This window comes from Mesorhizobium carmichaelinearum, from assembly GCF_900199455.1.
GTDB lineage: Bacteria > Pseudomonadota > Alphaproteobacteria > Rhizobiales > Rhizobiaceae > Mesorhizobium > Mesorhizobium carmichaelinearum.
In genome coordinates this window covers 707997-722810 of sequence record NZ_FZQR01000002.1, presented here as the reverse complement: position 1 = coordinate 722810, position 14814 = coordinate 707997, and the positions used below count along the sequence as shown (strand labels likewise).

11 protein-coding genes are annotated in these 14814 nt (G+C 65.2%); all 11 read right to left on the bottom strand.

Annotated features, from left to right (window positions below):
• Positions 1 to 25: 25 nt before the first annotated feature.
• Genes CKW40_RS44555 through tssF form a run of 11 tightly spaced genes read right to left on the bottom strand, consistent with a single transcriptional unit; the run spans position 26 to position 14814 of the window.
• A complete protein-coding gene (locus CKW40_RS44555; protein ID WP_244571101.1) occupies positions 26 to 1093 on the bottom strand; it encodes a PAAR-like domain-containing protein in 1068 nt (355 codons plus the stop codon).
• Positions 1090 to 2115 carry a beta-ketoacyl synthase N-terminal-like domain-containing protein gene (locus CKW40_RS06675; RefSeq protein ID WP_095199091.1) on the bottom strand — a complete coding sequence of 342 codons (1026 nt, stop codon included), beginning with the start codon at positions 2113 to 2115 and terminating at the stop codon, positions 1090 to 1092. Before CKW40_RS06675 ends, CKW40_RS44555 begins: the two co-directional genes overlap by 4 nt.
• Positions 2112 to 3209: a DUF2169 family type VI secretion system accessory protein gene (locus CKW40_RS06670; RefSeq protein WP_095199090.1), complete on the bottom strand. Its 1098-nt coding sequence runs from the start codon at positions 3207 to 3209 to the stop codon at positions 2112 to 2114. The genes CKW40_RS06675 and CKW40_RS06670 overlap by 4 nt, the downstream gene beginning before the upstream one ends.
• Entirely contained in the window at positions 3209 to 3751 is a 543-nt protein-coding gene (tagF, locus tag CKW40_RS06665) for a type VI secretion system-associated protein TagF (protein WP_244571100.1), read from the bottom strand. The genes CKW40_RS06670 and tagF overlap by 1 nt, the downstream gene beginning before the upstream one ends.
• Positions 3733 to 7269, bottom strand: a complete 3537-nt coding sequence (gene tssM / locus CKW40_RS06660) for a type VI secretion system membrane subunit TssM (RefSeq protein WP_095199088.1) — start codon at positions 7267 to 7269, stop codon at positions 3733 to 3735. The genes tagF and tssM overlap by 19 nt, the downstream gene beginning before the upstream one ends.
• Position 7270: 1 nt before the next feature.
• Positions 7271 to 8593, bottom strand: a complete 1323-nt coding sequence (icmH, locus tag CKW40_RS06655) for a type IVB secretion system protein IcmH/DotU (protein WP_095199194.1) — start codon at positions 8591 to 8593, stop codon at positions 7271 to 7273.
• Positions 8594 to 8597: 4 nt separating this feature from the next.
• Positions 8598 to 9932 (bottom strand): type VI secretion system baseplate subunit TssK, encoded by a 1335-nt coding sequence (gene tssK / locus CKW40_RS06650; protein ID WP_095199087.1) that lies wholly within the window; start codon positions 9930 to 9932, stop codon positions 8598 to 8600.
• A 39-nt stretch (positions 9933 to 9971) separates the two neighbouring features.
• Positions 9972 to 10424 (bottom strand): type VI secretion system lipoprotein TssJ, encoded by a 453-nt coding sequence (gene tssJ / locus CKW40_RS06645; protein ID WP_095199086.1) that lies wholly within the window; start codon positions 10422 to 10424, stop codon positions 9972 to 9974.
• Positions 10425 to 10427: 3 nt separating this feature from the next.
• The gene (gene tagH / locus CKW40_RS06640; protein ID WP_095199193.1) at positions 10428 to 11894 is read right to left on the bottom strand and encodes a type VI secretion system-associated FHA domain protein TagH; all 1467 of its coding nucleotides are present in this window, start codon (positions 11892 to 11894) and stop codon (positions 10428 to 10430) included.
• Positions 11891 to 12976, bottom strand: a complete 1086-nt coding sequence (gene tssG / locus CKW40_RS06635; protein ID WP_095199085.1) for a type VI secretion system baseplate subunit TssG — start codon at positions 12974 to 12976, stop codon at positions 11891 to 11893. The genes tagH and tssG overlap by 4 nt, the downstream gene beginning before the upstream one ends.
• Positions 12940 to 14814, bottom strand: coding sequence for a type VI secretion system baseplate subunit TssF (gene tssF, locus CKW40_RS06630; protein ID WP_095199084.1), 1875 nt, complete (start codon positions 14812 to 14814; stop codon positions 12940 to 12942). The genes tssG and tssF overlap by 37 nt, the downstream gene beginning before the upstream one ends.

Here is a 14814-nt window from a genome sequence, read left to right as displayed (position 1 = left end):
GGTTCCCCGAGGCCCGGTCGTCCGGCTAACAGGATACTTTCGAGGGAGCGACGTCCGCCGCCGTCACGACCACGGACTCTCCTCCGGCGGCTTTCTTCAGGCGTTTTTTCGCAACCTGCACGAGGCGGGCCTGATCCTTCGCCTTCGGACAAGTCCCATGGCAAGCCTTCTTGTCTTTGACCTCCTGCTCGGACTTGTTCATGCTCTTCTTCATGTATTCCATATTGGCGATCTTCAGGCACTCCGTCGCCTCGGTGTGCACGACTTGCGGGATTTTGGGGTCATCCAGGTACTTGACCGTGCTGTCGACGCACTTGTCGGTAAAATCACCGAGCTTGCCGGCCGGATTGTCCCTCAGCCAGTTGCGGGCTTCCGCCGACTTGAAATAATGCGGCGTTTTGCGTTTCTTGCCGATTATCTTCTTCGTGGGCACTTTGGCCGCCTTGGCCTTCGCACCCTCACCGGCAAGCCATTTTGCCTTCATGCAGATGCAGGGCGCTTCCTTGTCGTCATAGGCCTTGCAGCAATCCAGCGTCAGGTCGCGAACGCCTTCGGCGGTGAAGAACTGGACCTCGACGGTATGCTCCTTCTCGTAGCCGTCCGGGCATTCCAGCTCCTTGTAAGGCTTTATTTCGAGATCGGAGCATTTGAAGGTCGCTTGCGTGGCCGTGGCGACCTTAGGCATTGGCGGTCCGCCGGCCGTGGGGGAGGCATGGTCGTTCGACGAAATGTCGCTGAAACGGCTGATCGGCTCGCCATCCATTTTGACGTTGCCCGACCAGGCATGGGCGTATTCCTTGCCCGTGTTCACGGAAGTGATGACATTCTTCTTGGGCGCACAGCCGGCCTCGTTGCCGGTGCATTTGGTGTAATAGGACTTGTCCTTCTGCGTGACCGTCTTGCCGCCGATCTTGACCGTGCCGGTGCCGTTATCCGTGTCGCTGTCCATCCCAAACGTCGGATAGGGAACCGGAACGCCGGGTGGGGTTGCCGGCGTTTGCGGCGGCGTGAAGCAGACGTAAGGAAAGGCCGCGATAACCTGGTTTGCCTGCGCCTTGCAGGCAACCTCGAGGCCATTGGCATACACCGTCATGCCGTTCTCCCGTAAGCGAACACCGCGGCACCGCAGGCGCCGGCATCGGACGACGCCTCGATCAGAACCGGATTGCCGGCGGCATATCCTTTGCCGGCCGCGGTCCAGGCCATGCCGACCATTGTCGGAACGGCTGCGGCCCCGATGTTGCCCAGCGACTCCGCGGGTGACCACAGGTCCTGGAACTCGTGGCGCCCGCGCAAGAGGCGGATCGAGGCCAGTGCGGTCTGCTTGAACCAGTACTGCTCGCCGATCAGGTCGGCGATGCGATAGCCGAGCCGGTTCATCTCGATGCCGGTCTCGTGGAACGCCGCATCGTAGGCAGCCGTCATGCCATCGGCGCGCAATGGCAAATCCTGGTCGTTGTAGATCGAGGCCGCCTCGCGCGAAAGACCGAGCCCGAAGAGCCTGAAACCGCCATTGCGTGGACGGGTGCACAGTACCGCCGCTGCAGCTTCGCCTGGAATGAAGCCGTTCGAATTGTCTGCCGTCAGCAGGCGGCCTTTGCTGAGATAATGGGAAATCGTCGGTGCTGTCAGATAGCTGTCGACACCCGCGATCATGACATAAGGCGCTTCGCCCGATGCAATCAGCCTGCGCGCCTGGTCGAACGCGACGTGTCCGGACGGGCGGCCAAAAGCCACGATGCGAGAGCGCAGATGCGGTTCTATTTCAACGATCTCGCTGATCCGGCGCAGCAGTGCAAGATTGTCCCGTACCGGCCGGCCGGGCCGATCTTCTTCCGCAAGGCAAAGGATCAGCGCCGTCTGCCCTCGCGCTTGCGGGTGATTGTCGAAAGCCTCCGTTATGGCCCCGGCTGCCAGGTGGGCCATGCGTTTCTCGCCGATCCAGTTGCGCGGCAGCGGCACCGGTGCACCCGTAAGCCATCCCGCCGGCGAGCCGACGAAACGCGTTTCCTGAAAGCCGTCGAGCCGGGCGCGCATTGCTGCGCAAGCAGAGGGTGCGTCGAGGCCGACGGCCGTCACCATGCCAACCGAAACGATCTCGATCGGGGCGGTCATGCGTCTTCCTCCTCCGGCGCGGTGCCGTTGGCGCGGATATAGGTACGGCCTGTCGCGCGCGCCCTCAGCATGGCCGGCGTCGGTGGGCCGACCCAAGCTTCCGTGAAGTCGAGGATGGTTCGCTCGATCCGCTGCGACACGCGCCAGACCAGCGAGAACCGCCTGTTCTCGGGGTCGAACAGGATTGCGTCCGGATGGACCTCACCCTCGAACGACTTGGCGCGGCCTTTGAACAAGGTGAGCGGCAGCGCCGTCGCCGGCAGCCGGAACCCTGTGCGTCCCTCGGGCGTCAGGTTCACCAGCTGCACGTCCTCGCCACCTCTTGGCAGGTCGATCTGCTGGTCTGATGGCGCCGACTGGAAATAGCGCTCGTCGAAGTCCGGCGGCAGGAACGGAAAGATGTTCTTGGTCCAGTTGTCGTCATAGGTGCCGCCATATTCGATCCGACCCGGCCAGCCGCGTCCCATCGGCCCGAAACTCATCGGCTTGTAGTCGCCGAATGGCGAGCGGATCTCTTCGCCGACCGCCTGGGTGTTCGGCAGCCGCAGGCCTGGAATAAGGCGCTGGTTCTTGGTGCGCGACCAGCCGGTGCCGACCGGGTTGTATTTGTAGCTGCCCGGGAGTTTGTCCTCCGGATCCAGCCTGTCGACGCCGCCCCAGGCGACGTCGTAGGAGATGGGCAGTTTCAGGAAGGGCTGCGGCGATGTGGCGGTGAAAACCGGGCCGATCGAGCGCCATTCGCGGTGGCCGACGACCTCGAACAGTTTTGACCAATTGCCAACCTTTATGCCGACCGGCACGCGCTCGGCCGGGCGCCCGCCCGGCGCGTAGGCGCAGCCATTGGCGATCACATCGCAGCGCGGTTTGCGGAAGGCGAAGTCGGTCTCCCACAGCGTGGCCGAATAGCCGGGCACGCCGGTTTGTGTGTCGGCCATCACCAGCGGCACTTGTTCGGCCGATTTCTCTACCTGTCCGCCAGGCGTTGCGGGGAAGTCGAACGTGCCTTTGACGACCACGACAATCCATTCATGGCCGGCCTTGTCCATGCCCATGGTGAATTGGTGCGGATAGCCCATCTGGTTCCAGATCTGCATCAGGTGGTCTCCCAGCTGGCGGCGAGGATCTGCTCCAGAACCGCCTGCGGCGATTGCGGATCGAGGTCGAAAATGTCCGAACGGGCCGTCCACATCACCATGCCGCTGATGATCTCTTCACCGGGCTCGGCTGATGGTACCGGCAGTCCGGCCAGCATCGCGTCCAACTCGTCCGGCGTCAGCTCGCCGTTCTGGGCGGCGATGGCCGCCGCTTCGATCTGGGAGAACCACGCGTCGGCGTCAGCGAGCTGAATGGAAGCCTCGGCAAGCCGCGCGACGACGCTCAAAGGAAACTTCCTGCCGACCCGATCGGCGCTTTGCACGACGATGCCTGCCGATGCGCCGAAGGATGCCGGGCCAGCCAGGAAGCGCAACGCGGTTGTGTGGGGCCAGGAATCCGAGCCGAACAGCGGGACGAGATGCTGCGCCAGCCAGCGGTCCCAGCCGCGAACAAAGTCGCCCGACAGCCGCCGCGTCACGAAATCGCCGGTGGCGGGCATTTTGCCGTAAAAGCCAGGCAAGATCATATCTGCGGCGGACATGAGAATTTCTTGAACATCTCCAGATTGTAGGGGTTCTCGACGCTGGCCGCCTTGAGCTCGAAATCGGCATACATGCCTTTCGTGCCGAGGCGCAGGCTGTAGACATCGGAGAGCGACGTGCCGGCGAAACGGCCGCTGCGCAGCATCCTCAGCCATGCCCAGCTGCCGGTTTCGTTGAGCATGATTTCGGGCGATCCGTCGATGGGCTGGAAGGCGAGCGAAATGACCCCGGTGCCGTCCTTGCCGGGCCAGGTCATCGGTTGCGGCCGCGTCGCGTTGTTGTAGTAGACCAGCGTCTGGCCATCGAGATTGAGCGTGACGCGCGTGACGTTGGGAGACAGGTCCTTTGGTTCGAGCGTGAAGCTCATCACCGGTCCCGTCCCTCCGGGAAAGAGATCGTCGCGGATATGCCTGGCCTGCTCGAACGCCGCCAGCGCCGAAGGATCGAGGCCGAAATCGGCGCGCCATTTCCATGGCTGGCTGGTGGTGTCGACATAGTTGATCAGGTGGTCGTTGATGAAGCCGTCGATCAGCCCGGCCGGCCCGAACAGGCGGGCGAAATCGCGCACGTTGACGTCGACCGCGCTGTCGGCGCTGAACGGGTAGCGGTTGTCCAAAGCGGCCTGGCAGAACGGCAGTATGTCCGCCCGCCAGATAGCGTTGAGCTCCGAAGTGACAGCCTTCTGCGTCAAATTGCTGGTGTCGCCGGCAATGCCGCCAAGCCAGGCGTTGATAGGGTCGGGCAGGATCTGCGCTTGCCTCGCGACCGCACCCGTCAGCTCGGCAAGTCCGCCCTGCTTCTTGATGGCATCCTGCGGATTGGGGTTGGCGGTGACCGTCTGCAGCACGTTCGACAGCGCGGTCAGCGCGACGACGGCGGCATCGAGCGCCGGCGGCTGGCCGTCGACCTCGGCAATGGTGCTCTTCAGTGGCTTGAAATGCGCGGCCACCAGATTCCCGGTCAAGTCCACCTCGGTGGCTGAGCCGGCGCGTGGAAGCAGTTTCGCACCGCTTGTCGCCAGCTTGCCGAGTTTTCCCAACTTGCCGAGCAGTTTCGAAGCGCCCTTGGCTGCTGCCTTGTCGTCGGCAGGCGCCTCGTCGGAACGCGTCAGTTCGGTCTCCTGGACGATCGCCGTCAGCAGCCGCTTCAGGGCTGAATCGGCACTCGAGAGATCCTTCAGGTTTTCGCTGGCGACATTGAGATCGGTCAATGGCGCGAGCCGCATGTCACGCAGGAAGCTGTCCCATTGCGCGATGTAGTCGTCATAGTAGAGCTTCAGGATGTCCTCGGACAGCGCCGAGACCGAGGTCTCGGAATTCTCCGAGCAGCCGCCGGCGAAAACCGCACGATCGAGCGCCGCCTGGGCGGCGACATCGTCGACGCGGTCGAGAATGGCGTCGTGGAAGCCGGTATAGGTAAAGGCTCCGGCAATGCCGACGCGAAGTGTCTTGTCGGAACGCCGCGCAAACACCTTGCCGCCATTGGGACCGGCGAAATTGGCGGGGATCCACTCCTTCAGCCCGGCCACCTCCGGATCGGCCAGCAACTGCTTGTAGGCCCGCGCCGGCAACGAGATCGTGCACACCGTTTTCAGCGCTTCGGCGACCAGCGCCTGGTCGGGCGCGACATAGCTCTCGTCGACCGCCATGCGGCGGATGGCGGCAAGCTGATGCTCTTCGGCATCGGCGGTCGGAAACGGTGCCGCGGCCGCGAATTCGGGCAGGCTGTTCACCCACCAGTTCTGGGCGAAATCAGGATCCATCTGCGACAGACCCGTCATCATGCGATAGGTCTTCAGCGCGCCGAGCATGAAATCCGGATCGCGGATCTGCCGCCACATGGTCGCCTCGAGCAGTGCGACCATGCGTGGCTCGAGCACGTTGCGCAGGGCGTGATCGTAAGTGTCGGTCTGTGCCCGCACCAGCTCCGCCGAGGCCGATGGCCCCAGCAGATCCTGAGGGGCGCCCGGCGGTGCTGTCCGGGCGCTTGCGACCGCGTCCATCGCTTCGAGCGCGCCGTCTATGGCAGGCTGCTGCACCGACGCAGGATTTGCGGCAGTTGCGGTCAGCGGCGTTTGCAGCGCTTCGAACTGGCTCGCCTGCGCCGTGATCGCGTTGCGGTTGTCGAAATAGGACCAGGTGAACAGCCCGCCGGCCAGCAGGGCGGCCGCTGCACATGCGGTCGCTGCACCGCGCCAGATCCACGCGCGGCGGCGCTGCGCCAGCGGATCGAACGTGCCGAGGCCGGCCTCTTTGAAGATGACGTCGGTGAGCAGGTTCTTCAGGAAGAAGCTGCGCTTCTCGACCCTTGGCGCGGGCAGGGCCCGCCGTGGCGGCAGGCCGAAGGACGAAGACAGCGCCGCGGTCAGCCGGTCGATGGGCGCCCCTTCCTGCGTCGCCGATGTCAGATAGAGGCCGCGCAGCCAGGCGGCCTCTTCATACCGGCTCTCGCCAAACATCGCCTCGACCAGAACCTGGATCGGTTCGGACAGGCTGGACAGCTGGGCGGGGAACCTGAAGATCTCGGCGCGGGCGGCGAGCTTGTCCTCATCCTCCAGGCGCGGCACCAGCCGCCGCTCCAGTTCCGTCGCCAGTGTCGAAATCTCGCGTTCGATGGTCTTGGCATCGACGCGCGCATCCAGCGCGAAGGTCGTTCCCCAGACCTGTTCGCGCGAGGCGGTCGACAGGCCGCCGAAGAACGCTTCGAAACCCTTGATCAGGTCGGCCTTGGTCAGCATCAGATAGACCGGAAGGCGGATTTCGAGCCGGTCGTTGAGCTCGGCCAGCCGGCGGCGGATCTTGCGGCCATGCGCCTTGATGGCTTCGTCGCCCTCCGAAAGCACGTCGATCGAAAGCGCGACGATCACGCCATTGAGCGCGCGGCGGCCGCGATGCTTCTTCAGAAGGTCGAGGAAACCCAGCCATTCCGCCGCGTCGACATCAGGCTGGCTCTCCTGCTGGACATAGCGGCCGGCGGTGTCGATCAGAACCGCGCTCTCGGAAAAGAACCAGTCGCAGTTGCGCGTGCCGCCGACGCCTTGCAGATCGTCGGTGAGGTCGATCGGGAAATTCAGTCCGGACTGCCGCAAGGCCGTGGTCTTGCCGGTGGCCGGCGGCCCGACGATCACATACCACGGCATCTCGCGCAGGAACTTGCGTCCGCCGAGCTTGCGGCGTTTCAGTTCGGCCATCACCTCGGCGAATTTGGCACCCACGGCGGCGACGTTCTCTTCGCCGGGGCTGAGCGGCTTTTCCGCCACGGGTGCGGCGATCTCGGCGACGAACATGCGGTTGGCGCGGATCGCCCGGCGCTGCGCGATAATCAGCCAGATCAGCCACAGGATGATCAGCCCCGCGATCATGGCAATGCGCACATTGTCGGAATCGAAAGGCGAATAGGGACCGACCCTGACGATCGGGCCGAACACCCAGATGACCAGGGAAAGCAGCGTGATGCCGACCAGCGTCCACAGCCAGCGCGATGTCAGGACCGCCCAGAGGAAGCGCAGGATGAACATCTCACAGCCTCTTTTCGACGAGCACCTCGACGCGGCGGTTCAAGGCTCGCCCCTCGCGCGTGCTGTCGCTGGCCACCGGGTCCGTGGCGGCGCGGCCCTCGGAATGGACGCGGTCCTGCGGCACGCCGTTCTGGACCAGCATGTCGGCGATCGTCTGGGCGCGCGCCTCCGACAGCCGCTGGTTGGTCGACAGCGGATTGGTCTTCTGCAAGGGAACGCCGTCCGTATGACCGATCACCGTGATGTTCCCGATCAGCTCCTGATTGGCGAGGATCACCTTGGCGATCGAAGCGATCAGCGGCTCGAAGCCGTCGGTCAGTTGTGGCCGCGACGACTGGAACAGTTCGGGGTTGGAGGCCTGGATGACCAGCTTGGCCAGCGAAACGCTCTCGGTGCCGCTGAGCGCGGATTTGAGGCCGGCCGGCGCTCCGGCCTGGAATTCGGGCAACAGCGCAAAATCCACTTTTTCCGGCGGCGGGGCGTCGACCTTGGGCGAGGTCCGGCTGATGTCGCCGCGTTCAGGCGGCGGCAGTGCGCGCACAAGGGCTGAAAGTTCGACTGCCTGGCTGCTCAGCCCCATCGACAGCCCGACATGGATGGCCGTGGCGATGACCGCCGCACCGAGCGCCATGACCCAGATCGGCACGATGAAGCGCTGCGGCTCGTCGGAGGCGATCACGCCTTTCCAGTTTGGCGACAGCGGCGCGCCTTCGGCGTCGGCATCGCGCAGGAAGCGGGCCGCCGCCACGCGAACCGCGTTGAGCGATCTGTCGCCTGACCGGCCGGGCACACGATATTTGCCGCGGAAGCCGAGCGCCATGCAGTCATACTGCAACTCCAGCAATTCGCGGTCGCGGTTGGGATGGCGTTCCAGCTCGTCGAGACGCGTGAAGAATTGCGTGCCGGCATCGACATCGCCGCGCAGCATCACCACAAGCGGCTGCCGCGGCCAGGCGCTGGCCCCGCCCCAAGGCGTGTTCAGGGCGAGATCGTCGAGCAACGCCGCCACCACCCAGGCCGCCTGGTCGGCCCGCTCCAGTGAGGACCCGGTCGCCATGGCCGTGTCGCGTGCCCGGACCAGTTCTTCGAGCAGACGGGTGCGCAACGCTTCCGGATTCTCCGGCGCCAGCGCGCTTTCAAGCTCGGGAGCAAACTCGAGCAGGGGCGCGAAAGCGTTGACGAGCGCGTTCGGATGCGTGCGAGACCGCTTTACCGCCGCGCCCGGCAAGAGCGGCGCCATCGGCCGCGGCGTCGGCGCGCCGGTCAAACGTATGCGGGTGCGTTCGCGATCCTCCGACAGTCCGAAAGGATCATCGCGGCTCATCATCTCACCTGTTCACCGAGTAGCAGTCCACCTGCGGCTCGCTTGGCAACACGCCCGACACGCCGATGACGAAGCCGGGGGCATCGAGCAGCGACGCCCAGTACTCGCTTTTCTGGTCCAGCTCGAGGCACAGCCGATCGCCGTCATAGGGGATCTCGCGCGGCTGGGAATGAAGCGGTTTCAGCGGAATGCCGGGCAGACGCGATTTCCACAGGCCCTCGAACTGGTCGGCCGAACCGACGGTCGCCTGGTTGACGAAGATCTTGCGCAGCGCGTCTTCCGACAGCTCCGAACCAACCCGGATGACGATGCGGCTGGCGACCAGAAGCTTCGGATTGTCGATGCGGATCTTCCAGACATTGGTCGAATGCCGCATGACCGGCAGCGCTCGCGATTTCGGCTCGATGTAGCGCAGGCTGAGGATGAGCGAGCGCAGTGCGTCCGCCAGCGCCATATAGGCGGGGCCAGGGGCCATGTGATCATATGCTGGCAACTCGCCCAGCCGCCGCGCGCTCGATCCATAGGTCGCCATCGAACCGGCGAGCCCGGCAAGTTCCAGGTAAAGCTCGGCCGGATGGAAGACATCCTGCGCCAGCATATGGGCCAGCCGCGGCCGCGCCGCATTGGCGAGATTAAGCATCAGCAGGTCTTCGACGCTGCGCCCCGGTCCGCCCATGACCATCTTGCCATGCGCCTCGGCGATCTGGTCGAGTCCGGTGACGACTTCCTGAAGCAATTGCCGGTACCAGGCCACCGCGCCGGTCACCAGTGTCGGCGGCAGGAAGGCCTCGTCCAGCGAGACGCCGCCATCGGCTCGCATCCCCTTGAGGTCGGCGATCGGCAAGGCCGTGTAGCCGCCGACCGACCTGCCGGGCGCTAGCAACAGCGCCTGCGGACGGGCAATTTCGATTTCTTCGGGATCCGAGCCGCCCTGGACGGCGTCACGCACCGAAACGATCCGCCCATGATAGCGCGCTCCCGAGGCGGCCGCGTGTGCCGGATCGAAGCCGACACCACCGGGCGGCTCCAGCGGCAAAGCGACCAGCACCGGTCCGGCGCCCGTGTCCGGGGTGACCGGCAACGGCCGCGGCGCGTCCATCATGTCGGGAATGGAGAAAGGCGTTCCGTCCGGAAAGATGCCTCGTGCCGACAGGATCGAGATCTGGCCGGCCTCCAGCAACGCCTGGTCCAGCGTCAGCTGTTGAAAGCCGAACGTATGCAACTGCCCGGCCTGTAAAGCCCCGCGCACTGTCGCTTCGAAGAAGCGATCCTGCTGTTGGAAATGCTGGGTCCGCAGGAAAAGGCCTTCGGACCACAGCACCCTGTTTGCATCGCTCATGCCATTACTCTCTGCATTGAGCTCCCCTTGCTCCGGCCGCTAGGCGGAAATGCCGCCGCTGCCAATCGTGACGTTGATCGTGAATTTCGATCCCGCCGACACCGACTTGGTCGTCCGCCAGTTCTTGCCGGTCGGCTCGCGGATCAGGGCAACGAAGCCCAGTGCCGTGGCGTCCGGCTCGACGGTGATGGTTTTGGACGCGGATTTACCCGGCCCGACGGCGATCTGGTCGGATCCGATGAGATCGCCGGCCAGTGCCGAGCCGGCATCGCCTTGCAGCGCGAAGTAGTCGGCGGAATTGAATTTGCCGGTGCTGCGCAGCCGCATGACGAGAACTGTCACCGGCCGGTCACCGCCGCCTGGTCCCGGGTTCATGCCGGCCCCACCGGTCACGTTGACCGTGATCACCGAAGGTTTCGGCGGGCCGCTCTGGCAAGCCGCAAGCAGCCCGGTCGCGCCCAGGGCAACGATGAATTCGCGTCGGTCGATCATGTTTCACTCCTCCTCATATGCGTCCCGAAAATCGGCGCCGATCTCGCCAAGGAAGCTTTTCTCGGCACTCTCGGCGATTTCACGATGGCGTTTCTGGTAAAGCTCCCAAAGCTTGGCGCCGCGCCCGCCCGAAAGAAGGGTGCCGATCGCCGAATTCGATTTCAGCTCTTCCTCGATCGCGGCCGGGTCAAAACGGTCGACCATCCGGCGCAAAGCGGCCTGCACGCCGCGCCAGGCGCGCACGTGGTGTTGCGCAAGATCGCGAACCGCGTCGGCGATAGCCGCTTCGCCGGCGAGAAATCCGGGACTGCGTTCGGCGATGAGCGTGACGATGGCGTCGTCGACCGTCGGCAGAAACTTGAGCGGATTGACTTCGGAAGCCCCGACCACGGTCTGGGCGACGCGGGCATTTCCCTTTTCCTCGGCCCGTTTGCGCAGAAGCTGCATCAGGCCTTCCATCATCAGCCGGTATTCGCGGCCGAACTTCTCCATTTCCGCGACGCTGTCGCGTCCGGGAAAATCGGCTTCCTCGACGCCCATGCCACGCAGGAATGCTGAGCGCAGCGCCATGTCTCCCGGCTGCGCCGCTGCCGGCGGGCGGGCTGGCGTGGCTGCGGCACCTGTGCGGACTGGAGGAGGGGCGTCAGCTGCCTGCATAGGCGGATCCCAGGGATTGGCGGATCGTTGGGCGACGCGCTCGCGCTGTCCGGCCTGGCTGACGCCGTTTGCCGAACCGGCTGTGGCGGCTGGCCCGAAACCAAAATCATCACTGAAATCGGACGGCTTTCCCGGAGCGAGTTGGGCACCGCGGCCGAGGGACGGCGCAGGGTCGAGGCTGAATGGGTCCGTCTGGCCCGCCGCGCCGTTGGGTTCGCGGTAAGGCGCGGCGTCTTTCGACACAGGCGTCGAAACCGGATCGAGGCTGAACGGGTCATCGAAAGCAGGCGAGCTGCGCTGGCTGGAGGCGGCACGTTCGAAAGCACCCGCAACCGGCTGCTCGAACGGGTTCGGCAGATCGGCCGGACGCGGCCGTCGCGGCTCTTCCTCGACCTTGGCGGAAAAGAAGTCGTCACTGCCGATGTTCAACGGCGCCCGCGATCCCGGCGGCAGGCGTTCCGGAACCGGCTGGCTGGCTGCTTGTGCCTGGGCGGTTGGCGTCTGCAGGTCGACATAGACGACATAGTCGCCAAGTCTCAGCCGCATGCCGCTTTGAAGGCGCGTCGACTGGCCGGCACCGAGCGGGCTGTCGGAGTCGTTTATGTACAGCCCGCTGCTCGACGTGTCGGTGACGAAATAGCCGTCTCGCCCGCCCGTGATCCTGCAATGGGCGCGGGAAACGAACATGTCGGGATCGTTGATCTGCCAGCCTGCGTCCGCGCTGCGGCCGATCACCAGCTCGCCTTCGTCCAGCCGGGTCTGCCGTACCGCCTGGGTGCGTGGCCCTTGCTCCAGCGTCAGCAGCAGGCTCATGCCGCGACCCCCGCCATTTCCGGCCGCCATCCGACAATTGTCCGCAGCCGCAGATCGTCAGCATCGCCCCTTTCGGCGGGCCGCGCAAGCCAGGCGGTCCGGCCGAGCTGCACCGCTCCGATACGGGGCGGCGGCACGGCGTCGCGCGCCAGCACGATGCGCAGGTCGACGTCGAGCGTCTCCCCGACCATGTCGCGGACGGCCTGCTTGAACAGTTTGAGGCGCGGGCCGCCCGGCAGGAACGCCTTGAACTCCTCGAGGCCAAGAGGGCCGACGCGCAATTCGATCCTGCTTTGCCGGCTGAAAACGCGCGGGCCGATCGTCGCCCCTTTGCCCAGCCCCGCATAGGCTTTTGCCAGGCGGGTCTGCAGCCCGGTCGGTATGGTGATCCAGGCGGCGATGAATTCCTTGATTTGAACTGGCACCCTGAAGGCTTCCGCCAGGAACAGCGTCAGCCGTTCCGGGCCGTCGACCTGGCTGGCGAGCGACGCCGCCTGGCGGAGCTTGACGGTGTCGAGATCTGGATTTTGGGTGCCGGGAAGTCCGATCCCCGCCATCGCTTCAAGCATGGCGCGGACGCGGCCGCCGACCGCGCGCTCGACCTGGACCGCCGGATGCGCATCCGCCCATGCCCGGTAATAGAGGGCAATCATGCGGTGCTGCAGGATGTTGACGAAGTCCACGAACGTCGTGTCGCTGGTCTGCTGTGCGTCGGCGCCGGCGAACCAGCGCTGCGACAGGCGGTCGAGCACCCAGCGCGTCAGATGCAGCGGCATTGGGCCCTCGGGTCCCAACAGGCCGAGATTCGCAACCGTGACCCGCGCCGGCGCCTTGTCGCTGGCCTCGCGGAACTGCACCAGGTCACGCGCGGAAAAGGCCAGCCGCACATGCTGGCCGAGCCTTGCCGGCTCGCGGTCGGGGCGTCCGGAATGGCCGAACAGACCGCCCCGTTGTTCGAGACGGCGCAGCAGTTCGAAAAAGTCGAACGCTTCGGACGGAGCTTCGGCCCGGTCCGGGCCGATCTTGTCCAGATCAGGTGTCCTGTCTAGATCAGGTAGCGATTGCCGGGCGTCATCGGCCATGGCACATCCTCCTGCTTCTGCAGCAGCCGCGTGCGGGTCCGCACGAAGCCGTTTATTCCGGCATGACGGGCAAACAGCCGCGCCAGCAAGGCCGAGAGCAGCAAGGTGCTTTGCCCGGCCAGCACCGACTGATCGATATGCAACGTCACTTCCGTGCCACGCCCGAAACACATCGGCCCGTCGATCTGCAGCCGTTCGATCACCGAGCGCGAGTCGATACGCACGATCGAATGCACGTTGCGGGCAAGGCTCGGATCGCCGCGGTCGGCATAGAGATCGAGCAGCGCATGCAGCGGGTCGACGCCGCGGCCTTCCTTGGCGAGGCTCAAGAAATTGAGCGCCAGCTGCGCCACCATTCGCCAGGCGAGATCGTCGGCCCGGGATTCGCCATCGGCCCCGGCGGGCAGCGCCGCGGGGATGGCCGGCTGCGGCGGACGCAACGCACCGAGCAGCCGAACGGATTCGACCGGGTCGCCGGCCTCGAGCGTCAAGGTCGGATTGTCGTCGAGGATCGGCAGATCGCGGTTGGTGCAAAGCGCCATGATGTCGAGACGCTTCAACGGCCGGTTCGCGGGACTTGCGAGCGGTCGCGATACCGCCAGGAAAACATCGTCCCCGGTATATGATGTGCGGGTCAGGCCATCGCGCCGTTCGTCCTCCGTTGCCCGCCTTGGGCGCCGTTCCGTGGAATAGACCCAGCCGCTGCCGCGGTTCTGCCCGAGGCTGAACAACTCCGGTATCTCGGCGTCGCTGCCTTCACTGTCGGCATCCTCGACGCGGAGCACACGATAGATCTCGAAGTCGCGCGCCCGCGTGCGGTCGGCATGCAGCACCTGCCGCGTTTTGCGCTGATCGAGCTCGACGACGTTGCACTCACGCTCGAACAGATTGATGATCGGCGTCGCGAAAAGTTCGAAATCCGCCGGCGTCAGGTCGGCGAGTTCGGGCACCGGGCGGCGGAACAGGAAGATGATCTCCAGTCCGGCCTCGCATTTGCGCACCACCGGCTGCAGCCCCAGGACCCGCACATAGTGAAAGCGCTCCGGCATGATGAAGTATTCCCGCAGCAGCCGGTACCCTTCGAATGTCGGGCGGGTGCGCGGCATCAAAGCCTCGTCGTCGCTGATGCCGACCATTTCGGGTGCCGGCAAGGGCGACAGCCGGTTGGTCTTGCCTTCCGGTCGAGCGCCAACAGCCATGCAGGCACCGAAAATCGCGTCGAACAGAAGCGGCGCCTTGGTGCGTCCGGCAAAATAAAGGTCAAGCCGGTCGAGCGCCAATTCATCGAGCTTGCCTTTTCCGGTCCGCGTCAGCGCCAGGCGCAGCGCCGCCTCGCCGCCGGTGCCGCCGATCGGCCCTATGCCGGCCGCGGCCAGCGCACTGCGATCCTGAAAATAGCTGACCGAGGTGATGGCTATCGGCCACAGCGTCATGTCCTGCGCGGTGGAGAACGTGCAGCGCGTCGACAGGCCGGGCTGCAGGCTGGAGACCAGCCGCGTGTTGCGCTTGACGACGTGGCCGGCGGGCATGGTCTGCACCTGCTGGCCGGGTTTCAGCACGGCGATTGCCGTCGCGGGCGCCGGCGTGACCAGATCGGGATAGAGGACTTCGAGCACGCTGCGCGAAAATCGCGAGCGCTCGGCGTCGACTTTCAGCCGGGTGCGCGCGGCGAGGAAGGCGACGCCGTCCAGCAGCCGTTCGACGTAGGGATCCGGGCAGGGCACCGTATCGAGGGAAAGGTTGCGCGCCACCGCCGGATGCATGTCGGCGAATTCCGCCGCAAGGCCGCGGATGTGGGTCAGTTCTTCCTCGTAATATTCGACGAAGACCCGATCCAT

Coding starts and splice junctions, on each gene's coding strand:
- CKW40_RS44555 (WP_244571101.1), bottom strand. CDS start 1,093: ATGACGGTGTATGCCAATGGCCTCGAGGTTGCCTGCAAGGCGCAGGCA.
- CKW40_RS06675 (WP_095199091.1), bottom strand. CDS start 2,115: ATGACCGCCCCGATCGAGATCGTTTCGGTTGGCATGGTGACGGCCGTC.
- CKW40_RS06670 (WP_095199090.1), bottom strand. CDS start 3,209: ATGCAGATCTGGAACCAGATGGGCTATCCGCACCAATTCACCATGGGC.
- tagF (WP_244571100.1), bottom strand. CDS start 3,751: ATGTCCGCCGCAGATATGATCTTGCCTGGCTTTTACGGCAAAATGCCC.
- tssM (WP_095199088.1), bottom strand. CDS start 7,269: ATGTTCATCCTGCGCTTCCTCTGGGCGGTCCTGACATCGCGCTGGCTG.
- icmH (WP_095199194.1), bottom strand. CDS start 8,593: ATGAGCCGCGATGATCCTTTCGGACTGTCGGAGGATCGCGAACGCACC.
- tssK (WP_095199087.1), bottom strand. CDS start 9,932: ATGAGCGATGCAAACAGGGTGCTGTGGTCCGAAGGCCTTTTCCTGCGG.
- tssJ (WP_095199086.1), bottom strand. CDS start 10,424: ATGATCGACCGACGCGAATTCATCGTTGCCCTGGGCGCGACCGGGCTG.
- tagH (WP_095199193.1), bottom strand. CDS start 11,894: ATGAGCCTGCTGCTGACGCTGGAGCAAGGGCCACGCACCCAGGCGGTA.
- tssG (WP_095199085.1), bottom strand. CDS start 12,976: ATGGCCGATGACGCCCGGCAATCGCTACCTGATCTAGACAGGACACCT.
- tssF (WP_095199084.1), bottom strand. CDS start 14,814: ATGGATCGGGTCTTCGTCGAATATTACGAGGAAGAACTGACCCACATC.